The 19,014-nt window shown below is 72.2% G+C and carries 15 protein-coding genes; 5 read left to right on the top strand and 10 right to left on the bottom strand.

Features of this window, described 5'->3' with window-relative positions; translation table 11 throughout:
• The 4 genes from AB0F03_RS19680 to AB0F03_RS19665 all read right to left on the bottom strand — a co-directional run.
• Positions 1 to 1,136 (bottom strand): sodium:solute symporter (locus AB0F03_RS19680; RefSeq protein ID WP_361993312.1); only part of this gene is annotated, 1,136 nt, incomplete at its 3' end.
• A complete protein-coding gene (locus tag AB0F03_RS19675) occupies positions 1,133 to 2,701 on the bottom strand; it encodes an MFS transporter (RefSeq protein ID WP_361993309.1) in 1,569 nt (522 codons plus the stop codon). The genes AB0F03_RS19680 and AB0F03_RS19675, both read right to left, overlap by 4 nt.
• A gap of 2 nt (positions 2,702 to 2,703) precedes the next feature.
• The gene (locus AB0F03_RS19670; protein WP_361993306.1) at positions 2,704 to 4,368 is read right to left on the bottom strand and encodes a histidine phosphatase family protein; all 1,665 of its coding nucleotides are present in this window, start codon (positions 4,366 to 4,368) and stop codon (positions 2,704 to 2,706) included.
• Positions 4,368 to 6,422: an FAD/NAD(P)-binding protein gene (locus AB0F03_RS19665; protein WP_361993303.1), complete on the bottom strand. Its 2,055-nt coding sequence runs from the start codon at positions 6,420 to 6,422 to the stop codon at positions 4,368 to 4,370. The genes AB0F03_RS19670 and AB0F03_RS19665 overlap by 1 nt, the downstream gene beginning before the upstream one ends.
• Before the next feature lie 487 nt (positions 6,423 to 6,909).
• On the opposite strand from AB0F03_RS19665, the gene AB0F03_RS19660 reads away from it, so the two are divergent.
• Positions 6,910 to 8,397: an ATP-binding protein gene (locus tag AB0F03_RS19660; protein WP_361993300.1), complete on the top strand. Its 1,488-nt coding sequence runs from the start codon at positions 6,910 to 6,912 to the stop codon at positions 8,395 to 8,397.
• 383 nt (positions 8,398 to 8,780) lie between these two features.
• The gene (locus AB0F03_RS19655; protein WP_361993297.1) at positions 8,781 to 9,290 is read left to right on the top strand and encodes a hypothetical protein; all 510 of its coding nucleotides are present in this window, start codon (positions 8,781 to 8,783) and stop codon (positions 9,288 to 9,290) included.
• On the opposite strand, the gene AB0F03_RS19650 is transcribed toward AB0F03_RS19655, so the two are convergent.
• Complete coding sequence (locus AB0F03_RS19650; RefSeq protein ID WP_356822229.1) at positions 9,281 to 9,436, bottom strand: DUF6131 family protein; 156 nt, start codon at positions 9,434 to 9,436, stop codon at positions 9,281 to 9,283. The genes AB0F03_RS19655 and AB0F03_RS19650 overlap by 10 nt on opposite strands.
• Before the next feature lie 123 nt (positions 9,437 to 9,559).
• Positions 9,560 to 11,494, bottom strand: a complete 1,935-nt coding sequence (locus tag AB0F03_RS19645; protein WP_361993294.1) for an acyltransferase family protein — start codon at positions 11,492 to 11,494, stop codon at positions 9,560 to 9,562.
• Positions 11,495 to 11,822: 328 nt separating this feature from the next.
• On the opposite strand from AB0F03_RS19645, the gene AB0F03_RS19640 reads away from it, so the two are divergent.
• Entirely contained in the window at positions 11,823 to 12,359 is a 537-nt protein-coding gene (locus tag AB0F03_RS19640; protein ID WP_361993291.1) for a GNAT family N-acetyltransferase, read from the top strand.
• Positions 12,360 to 12,885: 526 nt separating this feature from the next.
• Positions 12,886 to 13,155, top strand: a complete 270-nt coding sequence (locus AB0F03_RS19635) for a hypothetical protein (protein ID WP_361993288.1) — start codon at positions 12,886 to 12,888, stop codon at positions 13,153 to 13,155.
• A 168-nt stretch (positions 13,156 to 13,323) separates the two neighbouring features.
• Here the strand turns inward: AB0F03_RS19635 and AB0F03_RS19630 are convergent, their stop codons facing one another.
• From AB0F03_RS19630 to AB0F03_RS19620, 3 genes are all read right to left on the bottom strand, one after another.
• Complete coding sequence (locus tag AB0F03_RS19630) at positions 13,324 to 14,007, bottom strand: chaplin family protein (protein WP_361993285.1); 684 nt, start codon at positions 14,005 to 14,007, stop codon at positions 13,324 to 13,326.
• A gap of 210 nt (positions 14,008 to 14,217) precedes the next feature.
• Positions 14,218 to 14,643, bottom strand: coding sequence for a DUF6003 family protein (locus AB0F03_RS19625; protein ID WP_361993283.1), 426 nt, complete (start codon positions 14,641 to 14,643; stop codon positions 14,218 to 14,220).
• Positions 14,644 to 14,901: 258 nt separating this feature from the next.
• Positions 14,902 to 15,795, bottom strand: coding sequence for an SGNH/GDSL hydrolase family protein (locus AB0F03_RS19620; protein WP_361993280.1), 894 nt, complete (start codon positions 15,793 to 15,795; stop codon positions 14,902 to 14,904).
• A 392-nt stretch (positions 15,796 to 16,187) separates the two neighbouring features.
• Here AB0F03_RS19620 and AB0F03_RS19615 point away from each other — a divergent pair, with 392 nt between their 5' ends.
• A complete protein-coding gene (locus tag AB0F03_RS19615; protein ID WP_361993277.1) occupies positions 16,188 to 17,846 on the top strand; it encodes a catalase in 1,659 nt (552 codons plus the stop codon).
• A 156-nt stretch (positions 17,847 to 18,002) separates the two neighbouring features.
• Here AB0F03_RS19615 and AB0F03_RS19610 read toward each other — a convergent pair whose 3' ends face one another.
• The gene (locus AB0F03_RS19610; protein ID WP_361993274.1) at positions 18,003 to 18,860 is read right to left on the bottom strand and encodes an MBL fold metallo-hydrolase; all 858 of its coding nucleotides are present in this window, start codon (positions 18,858 to 18,860) and stop codon (positions 18,003 to 18,005) included.
• Between the last annotated feature and the right edge of the window lie 154 nt (positions 18,861 to 19,014).

The raw sequence follows: 19,014 nt of genomic DNA, 5'->3' as shown, positions 1-19,014 counted from the left end.
GTGGCGTCCGGCTTGATGAAGTCCTTGTAGATGTTGCGGGTGAAGAGGTTCGCCGCCGCGATGGACATGATGGCCGCGGGCACGAGCGCGCCGATGCCGATCGCCGCGAAGGCCACGCCCGCGAACCAGCTCGGGAACATGTCCTCGAACAGCTGCGGGATCGCCAGCTGCCCGTTGCCGACCTCGACCCCGGCCGCGATCGCCATGAAACCCAGCAACGCCAGCAGCCCCAGCATCAGCGTGTACAGCGGCATCACCGTCGTACTGCGGCGGATGACGTTGCGGCCGGCGCTGGAGAGCGTCGCGGTGACGGAGTGCGGATACATGAACATCGCCATGGCCGAGCCCAGCGCCAGGGTGGCGTAGGTCCACCGGGCGTCCGGCCCGCTGACCAGTGCCCCGCGCGGCCTGCCGGTCGCCGGGTCGGTCCGCGCGTACGCCTCGGCCGCCCGGGCGAAGACGGTGCCGAAGCCGCCCAGCTTCATCGGGATGTAGATGATCGCCACCGTGATCACCACGTAGATGAGGGTGTCCTTGACGAAGGCGATCATCGCGGGCGCGCGCAGACCGGATGAGTACGTGTAGGCGGCCAGCACGCCGAAGGCGATCAGCAGCGGCAGGTCCTTCACGAACCAGCTGGTGTTCTCGCCGCCGCCGACGCCCATCACGTCCAGCACGGCCTGGATGCCGACCAGTTGGAGGGCGATGTACGGCATCGTCGCCAGGATGCCGGTGACGGCCACCGCCAGCGACAGCCCCTTGGACCCGAACCGGCCCCGGACGAAGTCCGCCGTGGTGACGTAGCCGTGCCGGTGGCAGACGGACCACAGCCGTGGCAGGAAGGTGAAGATCAGCGGGTACACCAGGATCGTGTACGGCACCGCGAAGAAGCCGGACGCGCCCGCCGCGTAGATCGCCGCCGGTACGGCCACGAAGGTGTACGCCGTGTAGACGTCCCCGCCGAGCAGGAACCACGTGATCCAGGTGCCGAAGGACCGGCCGCCGAGGCCCCATTCGTCCAGGCTGTGTCCGTCGTCGCCCCTGCGCCAGCGCGCCGCCAGGAAGCCCATGACCGTGACGGCCAGGAAGAAGGCGGCGAAGACCGCGAGTGCGACGCCGTCGACGCCGCCGCTCATGTCGCCGCACCTTCGTCGCCGGGCACGGGAGTTGTCGCCGTGGCCCGGGCGGGAACGGCCTCGTCACGCACCAGTCGGTCCAGTTCGGCATCCAAATGGCCGGCATTCGCGGAGGGTCGGGCGGCGGCTCGCGGGTCGCTCCCGCGCGCGGCGACGGCGATCCCGGCCACGGCCATGGGGAGCGCGACGCACACGGCCGCGGTGCGCATGCCTCCCGGCGCCGAGAGGATCAGCGCGATCAGGGGCGGCCCGAAGGCTCCGCCGGACTTGCCGACGGCCGCGGCCCATCCCCCGGCGGTGCCCCGGATGGCCATGGGGTAGATCTCGGCCGTGTAGGGGCCGATGAGCGCGATGACACCGGCGGTGCCGGCGAACAGCAGCATCACGGCGGTCAGCAGGACCGGCCGGCTGCCGTCCGTGCCGACGGCGGCCAGGACCAGGAGGGCCGCGATGGTCAGGGCCGCGTAGACGACCATGGTGCCCCTGGCCGACCAGCGCATGTAGAGCCATGCGGCCACCGCGCAGGTCGGGATGGACAGCAGCGACGAGATGAACAGCAGCGTGGCGGCGGACGTGCCGTGCCCTCCCGAGGACTGGAGCTGGCTGGGCAGGAAGGTGATGAAACCCCAGTAGACGAGGCCCCAGGCCAGTGCGTAGGCGCTGACCACCAGCGTCTTGGCGGTCTGGGGAGGCTTGAACAGGGTGGCGGCCGGGACGTGCTCGGGCCGGGCCTGCCGCGCGGTGAACGCGGCCGACTCCGGGATCCACCGGTTCAGCGCGATGAGGATCAGGACCAGCGGGAGCTGGGCGAACCACAGCACCCGCCAGCCGGCCAGCGGGATGAGGACCGCGGCCAGCCCGGAGGCGGCCATGTAGCCGCCGGTCGTGGTGAGGCCGGCCTGGAGCACCATGACGGCCGCGCCCCGGCCGGGCGGCAGGCTCTCGGTCATCAGGGCGTAGACGACGGGCAGCATGCCGCCGGCCGCCATACCCATCAGGGCACACATGATCAGGTTGCCGCCGAAACTCGGCATGGCGCCGCACACCGTCGTACCGAGGAAGAGCAGGGACGCCAGGAGGATGGTGGCCCTGCGGCCGATGCGGTCCGCCGCGCGTCCCCATACGAGTGATCCGAGGACCGTGCCGGTGAGTGCCACCGTGGGCAACCACGAGATCTCGGCGGCGCTCAGGTGGTACTCGGTGCGCATGCCGGGCGAGATGAACGCCAGGGTCGCGGGTTTCATCTGGTCCACCAGCAGCGCGAAGCTCAGGATGGCGATGAGACGGTGCCGGCTCGCGGTGGTCGTGCCGGCCGGAGCGCGCAGGACGGCGGGGCCCGCTCCGGCCGGCTGCACCACCGCGAACCCGGAGAGCACCACCCCTACGACGATGACCACCATGGCCGCCCACATCACCGGCGACATCCTCATCATCGACATGTCGAAATCCATGGACGCGGAGTCGGCGAACATCCAGAGGTGTTCGATGACGCCGGCGCACGTCAGGGCGACGCCGGTCCAGAACATCACGGGCCGGGGTATCAGGGAAGTCGGTCTCGCGGTCACCGTCAACTCCTCGTCGTCATACGTGTGGTGGAGCCCGGAGACACGGGGGGCGAGGGGGCGGCGTCCTTGCGGGCGGGGACGCGGTCCCGGAGGCCCAGCACGGTGGGCCAGCGCGGGTCGTCGGGGGCGACGACGAGGTACCGGGCGTACCAGCTGTCGAAGAACGACAGGACGAACATGGGCAACAGGGTCCAGATGGCCACCTGTTCCAGGGCCGGGTGGCCGGTGAGCGCCGCGATGATGACCACCACGAACACGTTCGGGTAGGTCATGGCGGTGTAGTCGTCGAGGGTCTGCACATGGCGGCGGCGCTTGAGGGCGCCCGCGATCAGCCGCAGGCCGACGGCGATGCCCACCGCGGTCGGGGCGTAGCGGGTGAAACCGTCCAGGTCGAGCTTGAGGCAGACCAGCACGATGAACGCGGTGAGCAGCAGCACCGCCACGTATCCGTTGCGTTCGCCGTACTTGGCGGTGCGGATGGGCGAACGCTCCCGCAGCCGCCGCACCAGCAGATAGGCGGCGGTGACCACACCGGTCGAGGTCGCCGCGCTGACCGCCACGGCCGGGGCCACATCCTCCCGCAGGGTCAGTGCCAGGACGGTCGAGAACGAGACGGTCCCGGCCAGGGAGGAGAGCAGGACCTGCGCGAACGTGGGCATGATCATGCCACCGAGGCAGCGGCTGACCGTCATCGCCACCACCGATCCGGGGGTGGCGAGGAAGACCGCGACGATCGCCGCCGTACTGTCACTGCCGACGTCCCGCCAGCGCAACAGCGCCACGAAGGCGATCGGTACGAGGAGGTGGCGCAGGGCGACGGACCGGAGGGTGCCCCGGTCGGTGACGAAGGTGCGGGCGTTCTCCAGCTCGATGCGGCACATGGTGATGACGCTGGCCAGCACCAGGAGGGTCAGCAGCAGGTACGGGGACGCGGACAGCCGCAGTCCGGCCAGGTTGGCCAGGAGGCCGGCGGCCAGGCCGGCGCAGAAGACGACGGGATGGTTGACGACGATCCAGTCGTAGACCATGTTCATGGTCTCGTTCTCGTTCTTCACATAGCCGGGGATCCGGTCGCCGCGCAGCATCTGGGAGTTGGGCAGACGCAGGTCGTAGGAGTCGTCGGCGGGCCGGTCCAGGACGAACCGGCAGATCAGCTCGACGACGTACTTGTGGGAGACCACGCAGACGACCTCGCCGCGGCGCAGCGCGGGCAGCAACTGCTGCTCGTAGAAGGCGTGCACACGGTCCCTGAACTGTGCGAACGTCTCGCCGCCCTGCATGGTGGGGCTGTCGGAGTTCATGGCGCGCTCGTACTCGGCGATGCCGTGCCGGCGCTGGAGGACGGACTTGCTCTCCAGGGTGTAGCTGCCGAAGTCGCGCTCCATCAGCCGTTCGTCGACCACGACCTCCGGGGCCTCCGGCCGCTCGTCCTGGAGGCCGAAGATGATGTCGGCGGTCTCGTGCGCGCGGATCAGCGGAGAGACGTAGACGCGGTCGAAGTGCCGGCCGCGGTGGCCCCCGGCGACCTTCTCGGCCTGGATGCGGCCGAGGAAGGTCAGCGGGGCGTCGCGCTGCCCGGCGATGCGGTGCACGGAGTTGCAGGTCGATTCGCCGTGCCGGACCATGAACAGGCGGCTGAGCAGTGCCTGCTCGTCGGTGTGCGTCATCACGCCCCCTTCTTCGGGGCGTGCACGACCTGGTCGGCGTAACTGGAGCCCCAGCCGGCCAGCTTGGTGATGTCGCACAGGTTGTGCACCGCGTGCTTCTCCACCAGCGTGGCCAGCAGGGAGACGGTCCGCCGGGCCTGCTGTGCGGTGAGGTGGAACTCGCGGGCCAGCGCGGCGCCGAAATCGGCCAGGTCGTCCTCGAGGATGCCGCGGTACTTGCGGCGCTCGGTGCGGTCCTGGGCCTGTAGGTAGTTGACGGCGTTGGGGTAGGCGCGTTCGCGGGCGTAGCTCTGGAGGCGCTCGCGCAGGCCGGTGGCCTGCGGTTCCCCGGTGGACAGGTCGGCGGCGATCCAGTCGCTGCTGCGGATCAGGCAGTGGTGGATGCCGTCGGGAATGTCCATCTGCTCCTCATCGCTCGCGGTCCTGAGGCGGCGCAGCACCTCCATCGCCGTGTCGAAGCACTGGTTGCGCAGGGTGCCGATGCTGAACACGAACGCGCCCAGGCGGCCACGGCGGGTGGTCTCGTCGCCCTGGCGCATGGGGCCGACGCCGAACAGGCCGGGCGCCGCCGTGCCGTCTGCGGCGATGAGCTGTCCGTGCGCGCCGACCTCGATGCCCCGGTGGGTCCGCGTCTGCGGCTGCGCGTACCGGTGTGCGTTGACCAGGCCGTGCCACAGGGGGTGGTCGGCGCGTTCGTAGTCGGTGTTGTTGCCCAGGCAGTTGACCACCCGGTCGACGACGAGGTCCGGCCGGTCGGTGAAGACCACCCGGATCTTCGTGCCGTCCCCGACGGGACGCATGTCCTGGATGACGGCGGACAGCACGTCGACGGTCTTGGGGGCGCCCTTGAAGCCGCGCATCCGGCTGCGGACGACACCGCCGATCTCCCGCACGGTGCTGGTGCGGTTGGTGACGATCAGGCTCTTGTACCGGTCGAGCAGCATCCGCACGTCACGGGCGTCCATGCGGGAGACCAGCTCGATGACGTACGGCTCCCACGCCTTCATGACACGCTCGGCGAAGACGGCGTCGAGCGCGCCGCCCGCCTCCACACCGTGCTCGGCGCGCAGGTGCGCGTACTCCGCCCTGACCCCCTCCACGACCACCTCGGGGGTGAGCTTCGCGGCGTCGAGGAAGGGCGGACGGCGTGCCTGCCAGATGTCGTGCTCGTGGTCGACGGGATAGGTGCCGTGCAGGTGGCCGCCGCGCGAGCAGATCAGGATCTGCCCCTGGTGGCCGGCGTGGACGAGGGAGATCACCGTGTCGAAGGCCGACAGAGCGGAGCCCGTGACGAGGACGGTCTCCTCGGGGCCGACCGCCTTGAACCGCTGCTGGGCGGTGGGGGCGTAGGGGTCGGCGATGAGGCGGTCGCTGTCCTTGACGCGGTGGTAGAAGGGCGCCTGCACGGGCGAGAGGTGACCGGTCGCGAGGATCACCTGGCCCGAGTACAGCTCGTGCACGCCGCCCTGCGGTCCGGCGTCGGCGTACTTGACGGCGTAGCCGTCGCCCTGGCGGCGTACGTCGATGACCTCGCCGGTCAGCTCCCGCAACGTCACGCCGGCATGGGCGTCGGCGGTCGCGCCGCGCAGCCGGTCGGCCAGGTACTGCCGGAAGATCCGCCGCGGTACGACGCAGGCCACGCCGAAGGCGTGGTACCGCCACTTCCGCGGCCATGCGGAGCGGTCCGCCTCCTCGTTCGCCCACTCCAGGAAGTCCTCCGGGCGCTCGCGGCGCAGTGTGATGCGGCCGGCCTGGATGTTGAGCATGTGCTCCCAGTTGGTGGACGCCTCGCCGAAGGCGATACCGCCGTAGCGGTAGCCCTCCTCCCGCTCCATCAGACATATCTCCAGCGGTGTGTCGGCGAAGTGGAGCAGCCGGATGGCGGTGAGCGTCCCGGAGAAGCCGGCGCCGACGATGGTGACGCGCTGGGCACCGTCCTGCGGCTCGCCGGGGGCGTCGTGCCGCATGGGGTCGTGCCGCATGGGGTCGTCGAGCATGGCGGAGGCCTGCACGGCCGGGTCGTGCGGGGACTGCATGGGGGTGTGCGTTTCCACGTTCTTGTCTCCTTCGGTGCGGAAGAGAGCCGGTGGGGGTGGGAAGGTCAGCGCCACTCCTGGGTGAAGCGGACCTCGATCGCCTCACGGAATGAGCTGTGCACGGTGCGGCCGTGCCCGGCCGCCGGGAGGGACGCGGCGAACAGCGGGCGCGGTGGCGGTCAGGCGGCGGTGCGCGGCTCGCGCTGCCGCCGGCGGGAAGCAAGGGGTACGCCGATCTCTGGCGTCGTGAGGAACCAACTCCTGTCCTGGAAGCGAGTGTTTGCGCACGGGAGCGGGGGCTCCGGTGGAGGTGGCCGGCGAGATCGGCACTCAGCATCGGGACGGAACGCGATGTTCCGGAGTCATCGTGGATGATCCTGGACGCGCGCTGCGGCGGAGGATCAACGGCCGTATACCGCTTGACAGTCGAGACCCCCCGTCGTCTAACTTGAAACGAGTGTTCCAAGTTGATGGTGGCCCAGGTGTCCCATGGGGGAGGATGTTCGTGCCGCAGGTACTGGATCCGGGGAAAGCCCGCACGTTGGACGAGTTCATCGCGGAGCTGCGGCTGCTGAAGGCGTGGGCGGGCAATCCCTCGATCACCGAGATCACCCGCCGGGTCCACAAGGACTGGCAGCGAGCGGGCCGCCCGCGCAGCGAATGGCCGGCCCGCTCGACCATCGGCAACTGCTTCCAGCTGGGCCGCCGCCGCCCCAATCCCGATCTGCTGCTGGCCGTCGTCCGTACACTCGCCGGCGGCGACGAGGCGGCCGTCGCCGTATGGCGGCAGGCGCTGCGTACCGTCCTCGGTGAAGCCGAGGCCGCCGCCCGTGTCACCGCCTACGACCGGCTGCCCGCCGCGCCGTCCTCTCTCGTCGGCCGGTCCCGGCCGGCGTCCGACGCCGAAGCCGCACTCGCGGGGGGCGGCCGGGCAGGCGTCGTCGTGCTGGAGGGCGCCGCCGGGACCGGGAAGACCTCACTCGCCCTGCACGTGGCCCACCGCCTGTCCACGCGGAAGCGAGCCGACGCGCCCGTACTCTTCGCCAACTTGCGCGGCTTCGCACCGGACGGTCCGGCCGCCGACCCCGCCGCGGTGCTGGAGACCTTCCTGCGTCTGCTGGGCGTCACCGGGGACCGCATCCCGCACGGCGCCGCCGCCCGAGCCACCCTTTACCGGCAACTCCTCACCGGCACGGGCGCGTTGGTCGTCCTGGACGACGCGCCGGACGAAGCGCACGTACGGGCGCTGCTTCCCGAGGACCCCACCTGCCGCACGCTGATCACCAGCCGTCGTACGCTGCGCGCGCTGCCCGACGCCACCCGCCTCTCCCTCCCCCCGCTGGCACCGGCCGACTCGGTGGAGCTGCTGCTCCGCACAGCGGGAGCCGACCGCCTCGCCACCGACGCCACCGCGCTCCGCCGGATCGCCGACGACCTCGGACACCTTCCCCTGGCCCTGACGGTCATCGGCCGCCACATGCGGGAACACCCCGGATGGACGCTGGACGACTATCACCGCGAGCCCTTGATCACCCTCGCGCTGGAGGACGGTGTCCGCGGCGCGCTGGCCGCCTCCGACGCGCGGCTCGCCGCAGGCGCGCAGAAGTTGCTGCGCCTCCTCGCCCTTCACCCGCTGCACCGCACGGACACCACCGGCGCCGCGGTCCTCGCGGGCGAACGCGAACAGACCGTGCGCGAGCATCTCGACGCACTGTCCACCACGCATCTTCTGGTGGAGACGGAACCCGGATGGTTCCGTCTGCACGCACTGGTCCGCGCCTACGCGGAAGAACGCATCTGCATAGACGTGCCGGGGACTTCGATCCGCGAGGCCCTGGGCCGTGTACTGGCGCACTGTAGAGGCACCCACACGCGCGACAGGGCGCACGCACCGGGCGAACTCCCCGTGCTCAGGCGCCTCAACCGTGCCGAGGCCTGGGCCGAGGCCGTACTTCCGCGGGAGGGAGGCGGGGCACGGGCCCTCGCCGCGTGACGCCGCGCCGACCGGAGACCGGGGCGCTTCCCCGGCCGGGAGCGGCCGGCCGCAGCCAGGAGATGCGCCCTCCGAGGGTGGGTGACACAGTCGCCTTGCGCCAGGCCCCGACGCGCCGAGCCACGCGTTCGCCGGAGGCGACGGGATGCCGCGTCTCCCTCAGCGTCCGGCCCACGTCGGCCTGGCAGTGGCGGTGACCCTCGCATCCGATCCGGCCGGCAGGCGCCGGACACGTCCACCCTGTGCACGTACCGGGACCGTTGCCGGCCGGGCAGCCGCCACCCGTCCGATCACGCCGGAGGCGCTGCCAGGACCGGCGACCTTACGGAGACCGCCCTTTCCCGACCCGGCGATCCCGCTGACCTACGCGCACCGGTGACCACGTGACCGTCCTCCCGGGCTCCTTCGACGCCGGCGGGCCGCTGCCCGCCGGCGCGGCCCTGGTCCATCTCGGCCGGGTCGACCAGCAGGTGCAGGTGCACGGTCACCGGGTGGAGCCGGGTGAGGTCGAGGCCGCCCTGCGGGGACTGTCCGGGACACTCGACGCGGTCGTCCTCGCCGTCCCGATTCCGGACGGCAGTGTGGAACTCGCCGCCGCACACACCGTCGCCGACGATACGGCGGATTCAGCCACCGGCGACCTCCGCGAGGCCCTGCGCCGGCGCCTGCCGCCGTACATGGTCCCGGCCCGGCTGACCCCGGTCGCCGCCCTGACCCTCAACGCGAACGGGAAGGTGGACCGGACGGCCGTGCGGCGCCTGCTGGGCGGCACCGCCACAGGCTGGCCCCGAGCGGTGCGCCGATGCGAGGCGAGGACGGTGTGTCAGGCGGATTGCGCGGCCTGCCACGGCCGGAACGCCGTCCGGCCGTGGCAGCGGCTGCTTCACCAGTAGTGGCGCCGGCCTCCCACGGCGTGCCCCACGGACCCGAGAATCCAGAGGATCGCGCCGATGACCAGAAGGATGATTCCGATCGTCCACAGGATCGAGAGGTGGAAGAGGAATCCGATGATGAGTAGCACAACGCCGAGAGCGATCATGACTTCCCTCCAACGTGAATGAGCCAACGGCTCTAGAAGGCGTATGCCCCGCCGGTGAGCCCGCACGCCTGTCGGCGCGCTGTATCCGTGTCCCCCATTTCCGCGGTCCCACCCGGCGGGACCTCAGTGGGCCGCGGCCTCGAGCCGGGAGACCAGCCAGGGTTGCAGCGAGCGGGCGCCCTCCGGGGTGAGATGAACGCCGTCGCTGCGCACCTGTACGCCGTCGACCTGCCAGGTGAAAGCGCCGTGCGGACACAGCCGGTGCCCCAGGTCGAGGATGTCGGCCGTGCCGCGATGCCGGCCGGCGACCTGGCGGAGCAACTGGTTCCAGTGGTCGACGCGCTGCGGCTGGTCCTCGGGCCACACGCCACCGTCAGGGCGTTCTCCCCGGTGGTTGTAGGGCTCGGTGGCCAGCAGGACCCTGGCGCCGTGTGCCGACGCGATGCCGACCGCCCGGTCGAGCTGCGCGAGCAGGTACGCGTCGAAGGCCTTCTCGCCGGTGTGGGTCCAGCGCCCGTCATGCACGCGGTCCATGGTTTCCCAGCGGCCGAAGAGGAGGACGACCGTGTCGGGGTCGTGGCGGGTCACCGCCTGACGGAGGTCGCTCGGCCAGTGCCGGCACTCCTGGGACACGCGGTGCTCGGTGCCGAAGTAGCGGTAGGGGCTGTCCAGCGCCAGACCGCAGCCCTGCCGGGTGCTGTCGTGAAGGGTGACGTCCGGTGTCGGCGGCAGGTGGTTCACCAGGGTCCAGGCGATCGAATCGCCCACGATCACAGCGGAGACGGGCATGCCTGCCCGGTGGTGGCGGCCGGCCGGGCGGTCGGGGACCTGACCGGAGCGGTGACCGGGTTCGGCGGGCGCGGTGGCTTCTGCCGGTGCGGCGGTGGACGGAGCGAGCCGCTGCCCGGACGGCAGGGTGACGACGGCTGTGGCGGCCGCCGCGGCCATGCACGTCGTGGTGGCCGCCAGGGCGGGGGCCCGCCGGCGGAGGAACCGCGGGTGCCCGCGCTGCACCGGGCGTTCGACGGCGACGAACGACACCGCCGCGACCACGAGGGTGACGACGACGCGTACGCCGAACAGCGCGGCGCCGCGCAGCCCGGTGCGTTCGGCGTCGATCCAGGCGAACAGCGGCCAGTGCCAGAGGTACACGCCGTAGGAGATGCGGCCCAGGGCAGCCGCCGGGGGCAGGGACAGCAGCCGGGCGGCGACCGAGGCGGGCGCCCTGATCGTGTGCGTCAGCACCGCCGCCGTCGCCAGCGAACCCGCCAGGAGCCCGGCCGGATACAGCCGGGGGTCCGCGCCGTCGGCGTGCGACCACAGCCAGCCCAGGGTCACCGCTCCCAGCACCGCCGTGCCCGCCAGGGCGCGCTGACGCCCCCCGCGCGCCGTGGACGCCGGGAGACGGGCCGGCAGGACCGCGACGGCGCAGCCGAGCAGGAGCGCCAGTGCCCGCGTGTCGCTGCCGAAGTACACCCGGGGAAGACCGGCCGGCCCCCTGATCAGCGCCAGGCACACGGCGGCCGACGCGAGCACGCCGCCCGTGGTGAGCAGCAGGAGCACCCTGGCCGCGGCGCGGCGGCTGCGGCAGGCCCGCAGTACCCCGGCGACCGGCAGCGGCCACAGGAGGTAGAACTGCTCCTCGATGCCCAGGGACCAGGTGTGCTGCAACAGCGGCGGTGCCGCCGTCTGCGCGAAGTAGTCCGTGCCGTGGAAGATCATCCGCCAGTTGGCCACGTACGCCAGGGCGGCCAGGGCGTCCCCGCGCGTGCCTGCCAGGTCCTCGGCGGGCATCAGGTGCGGGCCGAGCACGCACACCGCGAGGAGCATCGCCGTCAGGGCGGGCAGGAGCCGGCGCGTCCGGCGTGCCCAGAACGCACCGAGGGCGATGCCGCCCGTTCTCGCCCACTCGGTGAGCAGCAGGGTGGTGATGAGATATCCGCTGAGCACGAGGAACGCGTCGACTCCCAGGAAGCCGCCGGACGCCCAGGGGAAGCCGCCGTGATAGGCGAGCACCGCGGCCACGGCCAGGCCGCGCAGTCCGTCGAGCGCGCGCACTCTGGGTGCGCCGGCGGCCCGGTCGCGCCAGGCCGCTGGAGCCGGCCTACGGCTGAGCTCCCGGCTCATCGCCAGCCGACATGCGATCCGTCCCGTCCGTACGACCCGGGGCACGCAACCGGCCGGGTGTCACGCCCGCGTCAGCGGACGCGGGCGCGGGTGCGGGCACCGCTGCTTGCCCTCCCACGTTGGCACCACCCCACCCCGCTCGCGCGCGGAGCCCGGCAGAGGGAGGACACGGGTCCGGGCCGGGCGGCGGCCGGGCGGGGCCCGGCCGGTGCTCGGCCGGTGCTCGGCCGGTGCTCGGCGGAGGGATCATTATGGGGGCATGTCCGAAACCCAAAAGTCTGGGGCGCCGGCCGTGGTGCGGCTCCCCCGTTACACGAGGGCGGACCAGGACGAGATCCTCGGCGACGGCGACGATCCGTTCGGTGTCGCCTCGACCGGTCTGACCTGGCTGCCCAAGGAAGAGCACTTCGGCGTCAGACACGGCGGCCGGCTCGTGGCCCACACCGGCCTGCTGCGGCTGCCCGTCGCGATCGGTGGCACCGGGACGGAGGTGGTGGGCGTCGGCGGGGTGGCCGTCGCACCGGACGCGCGCGGTCAGGGGCTGGCGCGGCTCGTCGTCACGGCCGCGCTGGAGCACGCCCGCACGATGGGTCCCCGGCACGCGCTCCTGTTCTGCCGGCCGCCCCTCGTACCGCTCTACCGGCGCCTCGGATGGCACCCGCTCGACACGGACGTACGCGTCGAGCAGCCCAGAGCCCGCCTGGTGGCCATGCCGCTGCCGACCATGGTGACGCCCCTGTGCGACGACGCCCGCTGGCCGCCGGGGCCGGTCCGCCTGTTCTCGCTGCCGATGTGACGGGCGCTCACCGCCGCCGGGTCGGGCGCCGACCGGCGTGCATCGCGGGTTCCTTCGTCCGCCAGGGGTATACCGGTTCGGCGCGCCACCGCCGGGCGACGATGCCGCTGGAGTGTCGGCCGGCAGGGGCGGACACACCCGAGAGGAACGGCACGCCGTGGACGAGTGGCCGCTGGCCGAGACATTCCGCAGCACGTCGGGCGACGTCCGCTGGAGCAGCCTTCGCCGGCGCCGGACACCTGGTCCAGGAGGACGCGCCCGCCGAACTCGCGACCGCTCTCCTCGACTTCTTCGCCCGGCAGGTGCGCTGACACCCGGCTGCGGCGGGGCCCGGGGTACGAGGACGCGATCTGGATAACCGAGGTGTCCTGACGTGTCCTGACTACGAGGAGTGACCGCGTGAGCGGACGGCGTGGATTAGCAATGCCCACCCTGGCCTGGCAGGTCGGCGGGGTGGGAGTGGCGGCCCAGGCGATGGCGTACGGCTTCGCACGGTACGGCTACGGACTGTTCCTGCCCGACCTGCGTGACCGCTTCGGCCTCTCGAACCGGTTTCAGCGCCACCGTCCTCGCGCTCGGCATCGGAACACTGATCGGGCCCGCCACGCTGGGGGCGGTGGCGGACCGTTCCGGCCTGCGTACCGCGTTCCTCGTGACCGCGGCCCTGACCCTGGTGACCCTGGCCTTCCGGCCCCCCGCGCGGCAGCCGGACGACGCCGCCGCCGCGCGGAAGGAGACGGACGACCGGAGCGGTCGGGCCGTCTCCCGCGGACGGTCGGGTCCGCCGGTCAGCTGAACTGGCTCTTCGGAGCCCGGCCGAGGTGACGGTCCCGGTAGCGGCGCGAAGCGGCCACGGCCCGGGGTGCCGGTGGTCGTGGCCGCTTCGGTGCCTGCGGATGAGCCGGGTCCGGCCGGCCGGTCCCGTCGGGGACCGGCCGGCCGGACCGTCTCACCGCGTGTGCGTTCAGCCCACCCGGCCGGACGCCTTCGAGCGGGAGCGGCGGTACAGCACCGTTCCGCCCATCAGCGAGGCCAGGCTCGCGCCGGCCAGCGCCCAGGTGCCCTCCGTTCCGGTGTGCGCGAGGGTGCCGGGCGTCCGCTCCTGCACGACCGGAGCCGGCCTCGGCGTCGAGCGGACCGGCGGCGTGCCGTGCGGCCGGTGCGGGGGCTCGGAGCGTACCGGCGGTTCGTGGCGGGGCGGCGTGCTCCGCTGCGGCTCGTCGGGCCGGTCGGCCGGGCCGTTCACCGAACGGTTGCCGGAGACGGGGTTGCCGATGCCCACCACGTTCGCACTGTTGCCGCTGACGTTCACGGGCAGATCGACCGGGAGCTGGACGCCGTTGCCGCTCACCACGCCCGGCGAGTTCTGCGCGGCACCATGAGCCGTGGCTCCGCCCTGTGACTCGGCTCCTTCCTTACCTTCCTTGGCGCCGCCCTCGTTGGCGCAGCGGTTGCCCAACGCGGGGTTGAGCAGCCCGACCACGTTCACGGTGTTCCCGCACACGTTCACCGGGACGTGCACCGGCAACTGGATGACGTTGCCGGAGATCAGCCCGGGCGAGCCGACCGCGGCCCCGTTAGCGGTGGAGTCGGCGTACACCGGCCCCGCCACTGCCATCGCACCGGAGACGGCGGCGAAGGCGATCACACTGTTACGGGTAGCCCGTTTCATCGGTTCCCAGCCCTTCAGACACTGTTGCGGGCACTCACCCGCACCTGAGCAAACGGAAGGGAAACCGGACAGGTTATGGCTACTCAGTCTTTTGCCCGGCACGAGGGACATCGCTGGGCGGCGGAACGCGGTCCCGGAGGCGTGCCCGGAGCAGGTTCCGGGCCCCCCGGCCGGCGCGGCGTCCGCTCAGCCGATGGCCGCCGCCCGGACCACAGCCGGGTCCTCACCGGTGAGTTCGGCGATGCGGTGGGGGGCGACACCCGCGGCCACCGCGCGGGCGAGCAGTTCGTCGCGGCCGTGCGCGCAGTCGCGGTAGGCGAGCAGGTCGGTCTCGACCGCGGCCAGGGTCTCGGGAGCCGTACGGTGACGCAGCCGGCTCAATTCCTCCTCGCTCAGCGGAACCGGCAGCCGCTCCGCCTCCGCGGGAATGGCCGTGGTGTCCTCCGGAGGCACCACCCGCAGCCGCGGGGACGTCGCCGACACGCCCTGCGCGTCGAGCCACGCCCGCACCGCTGATGTGTCCATGCAGGCGAGCGGTTCCGTCGCGGCCGGCGGTACGCCGAGCGTGTCGGCCGGGTCGTCCGCGAGAAAAAGATAGGCGTCGTCGGTCATGGTTCGCTCCTCGTCACAGACACTGGTCGGCCGGTCGCCGTCCCCTTACCCCGTTCGCGTCCGCATAGCGCGGCGGATCCGCCATCCGGGGGGACGGAGGACCGGGCCGCCGCCAAGCGAGTGACGGCGGTGCGGTCACGAAGGCCGGGAAGCCGGCGGACCGACGCACCGGCCACCCGACGGCTGGCAGACCCGCAGGTCAGCGGGCCGGCGTCCGTCGGCCGAGGCCCACGGAACCGAGGACGAGGCCGCGGGCGTTCAGTCGAGGCCGAGGGCGTTCACGACACGCTCGGCCATCCGCTGCTCGCCGAGGGCGTTGGGGTGCACCGGCACGATGTTGCTGCCGAAGAGCAGCGGTTCGATCCACCGTGTGCCGACGGGCTCGCACGCGTCGTGGCCCTCGGACGCCTCGGCGAAGTCGACGTAGGTCGTGCCGGTCTCCTCGGCGGCGCGCCGGACGGCGGCGTTGAGGTGGGTCTGGAGCGAACGCAGGTAGGGCACGTCACCGGAGGCGATAGGCAGTTTCGCGAAGCAGGACGGGTCGGCGGTCGCGGGGGTGATCCACGGGTAACCGAGGACGGCCACGCGGGCGTCGGGCGCCTTGGCCCGTACCGCGCGCAGAGCGGTCTTCAGCGCCGGGTACGTGTTCGCGTCGATCGCGTCCTCGAAGGAGGTGCCGTACTTGTCCTTGCAGGGGCTGCCCGCGCCCCCGCTGAGCACGCCCGCGGTGCCGCAGGCGACCACGGCGTTGATGAAGGTGCCGTTGTCGTTTCCGCCGATCGTGAGCGTGACGAGGTCGGTGTCGGGGGCGACGGCGTCGGCCTGGGGAGCGACCCCGGGGTACTGGGCGTGGGTGAAGTCCTTGGTCTGGGCGGCCCCGCAGGTGACGTCCGTCAGCCTGGCGCCGGTGTGCGCGGCGACGACGTGCGGGTAGTTGGCCGTGGAGCGCAGACAGAGCAGGTTGGTGGGGTCGACGGGCAGGACGCCGGAGGCTGCGCTGTAACTGTCGCCGAGGGCCGCGTACTTGAGGGGTGCCGTGGCGTGGGCGGGGGTGGGGGCGGCGGTGAGGCCGAGGGCCAGCGCGCCGGTGACTGCGGAGGCCGCGGTGAGGACACGGCGGCGCAGGGCGGGGCGCGGGGCAGGCAGGGGCATGTGCTCTCTCTTCTCGTGGCGGGGAACACGGGGCGTGCGGGCCTGGGGTGCCCGCACGCGTGCTGGTGCGCGAGATTGCGGCGGCTCGAGCCGGGGGGAGCGCCGGCCGTCGGGGCCTGGCCGGGCAGGCGTACGTACGACGACGGCCGTGACGTGCCGGTCGCGGGATTACCGCGGGTACTACCGATAGGTAATGTGCGGGCGCCGATACGCCGAGTCAACGGTGCTGACGGAACTTCTTGGAACGCTCACCTGTCGCCGCGGTGAAACCGCCGTGCACGAGAGCCGTACGGGGGTCGCGCACGGGCATGGCCGCGCGCCTGCGGGTACCCGGCCCCCGGCCACGGCGACGCTTGCCGTACCGCCTCCCCCGTTCCAAGGAGCCCTCGATCATGATGGACGTAGCGAACACGGGTCCCGCCTCCGGAGACGACCGCAGGACCCTGACCAACCGGCAGGGCCACCCCGTCCACGACAACCAGAACCAGCGCACCGTCGGCGCCCGCGGGCCGGCGACACTGGAGAACTACCAGTTCCTGGAGAAGATCAGCCACTTCGACCGGGAACGCATCCCGGAGCGGGTGGTGCACGCCCGCGGCGTCACGACGTACGGCTTCTTCGAGGCGTACGGCGCCTGGGGTGACGAGCCGATCGGCCGCTACACGCGGGCGAAGCTGTTCCAGGAGCGCGGCAAGCGCACCGACGTCGCCGTGCGCTTCTCCACGGTGATCGGCGGCCGTGACTCCTCCGAGGCCGCCCGCGATCCCCGGGGTTTCGCCGTCAAGTTCTACACCGAGGACGGCAACTGGGATCTGGTCGGCAACAACCTGGGCGTCTTCTTCATCCGGGACGCCATCAAGTTCCCCGACGTGATCCACGCCCTGAAGCCGGACCCGGTGGACTTCGAGCAGAAGCCGAACCGGATCTTCGACTTCATGTCGCAGACGCCCGAGGCCATGCACATGCTGGTCAACCTGTTCAGCCCGCGCGGTATCCCGGCCGACTACCGCCATATGCAGGGCTTCGGCGTGAACACGTACAAGTGGGTGAACGCCGAGGGCAACACCGTGCTCGTCAAGTACCACTGGATGCCGAAGCAGGGCGTGCGCTCCATGACCGAGGAGGACGCCGCCCATGTGCAGGCCGATGGCCTCGGGCACGCCACGAAGGACCTGTACGAGGCCGTAGGGCGCGGCGAGCACCCCGAGTGGGAGCTGCTCGTGCAGATCATGGAGGACGGGGAGCACCCCGAGCTGGACTTCGATCCGCTGGACGACACCAAGACCTGGCCGGAGCAGGAATTCCCGCCGAAGCCGGTGGGCCGGATGGTGCTGGACCGGATGCCGGAGAACTTCTTCGCGGAGAACGAGCAGATCTCCTTCGGCACGGGTGTCCTCGTCGACGGACTGGACTTCTCCGACGACAAGATGCTCGTCGGCCGTACCTTCTCCTACAGCGACACCCAGCGCTACCGGGTCGGCCCGAACTACCTCCAGCTGCCCGTCAACCACGCGAAGAACGCCCAGGTGCGCACCAACCAGCGCGACGGGCAGATGACCTACCACGTCGACGGCGGCGGGGAGAACCCCACCGTCAACTACGAGCCGTCGATCCGTGGCGGGCTGCGTGAGGCGCAGTACCCGGCGCACGACGAGCAGGGCCCGGAGATCCGCGGCCGGCTCACCCGCAGGCGGATCCCCCGCACCAACGACTACCTCCAGGCCGGCCAGCGGTATCTGCTCATGGAGCAGTGGGAGCGCGACGACCTGGTGCGCAACATGGTGGGCCAGCTCTCGCGGTGCGACCGGCCCGTCCAGGAACGGATGGTGTGGCACTTCCTGCTGGTGGAGAACGACCTCGGGCTGCGGGTCGGTGAGGGCCTCGGCATCCGCCCGGAGGACGTCGCGGACCTGGAGCCGCTGGCCGGCCAGGACCTCACCGGGGAGGACAAGGAGCGGCTGGCGAACCTCGGCAAGAACCCGCCGCGGGACGTGGAGGGCCTCACCATGACGCATTGCGTGCCCGACCAGCGCCATGTGGTGACCCGCTGAGCACACGCGCGGCGGCGCTACGGGCCGTGCGGGAGCCGTCAGGACGGTGAAACACCGTCAGGACCCGCTCGCCGGCGGGCCGTCCCGGGCCGTCCCGGCTTCCGTCCGGGACGGCCCGGGACGGCCCGGGACGGCCCGGGACTGCACCGGGGCCGGTCAGGTGACGACGGGGGCCGCCCCGTGCTCAGCGGAGAGGCGGGCGCGGCTGCCGTGCGGGCAGTGGACGACGCGCTCGCCGAGGCCGAGCCGGCCGGCCTCGGCGAGGAAGGCGGACAGCGGCGAGCGCATCACCGTGTAGTCGCCGTAGTGCACGGGCAGGACGGCCCGGGGGTCCAGGCGCCGGGCCAGCTCCGCACCCTGCGCGCCGTCCATGGTGACCACGAACCCGCCGGGCAGGCGGGTGCCGCCCAGATGCAGGACGGCCAGGTCGGCGACGGGGAAACGGCGGGTGATCTCGTCCAGGCCGTCGAAGGGCATGGTGTCGCCGGAGACGTACAGCCGGAGCCGCGGCGGCCCGCCCACCGGCCCGAACTCGATCATGCTGCCCATCACCGGCGGCAGCAGCCCGCTCAGCACCGGCTGTCTGGCGTGCCGGCCGGGCAGTGCCGTGATCGTGGCCTGCGCCCGGCCCTGCCGGAGGGTGAGTCCCTGCCAGGTCCGCAGTCCCGCGGTCCGCTCGAACCCGTGCAGGACTTTCAGCCGGCGGGCGGCGTGCGGGGTGCTGATGACCGGTACCGCGTGGTCCAGGTGCCGTCGGGCGCGGCGGTCCCAGTGGTCCCCGTGCAGGTGCGAGAGCACGATCCCGTCGAGGCGGGGCAGGTCCCAGGGCTGCACGGCGGGCTCGGTCAGGCGCCGGGTCAGCAGTCCGTAGCCGAGGTAGGCGTACTGGCCCCGGTGCAGGAAGTTCGGGTCGGTGAGCAGGGTCAGCGGGCCGTAGCGCAGCAGCACGGTCGCGTTGCCGATGAAGTGGAGGTCGACCGTGTCGTCGGTGAGGCCGTCCGTGGTCCCGGGCATGTGATCAGCCGCCTTCCGTCCGAGCCGGGGCACGCCCGCGCGGTACCGCGGGCGCGCCGGGTTCTTCCCGTCGGCGGCCGGGTACCCCTGCCGGGCGGAACAGCCCCGGCGAGCCGGCCGGAGCCGTTCCGCGACGCGGCGGCGGGACGAGCGG

It is taken from the genome of Streptomyces sp. NPDC028722 (assembly GCF_040637655.1).
Taxonomy (GTDB): domain Bacteria; phylum Actinomycetota; class Actinomycetes; order Streptomycetales; family Streptomycetaceae; genus Streptomyces.
Note: the sequence above shows the minus strand (reverse complement) of the source record. Positions and strands in the feature narration are given on the sequence as shown.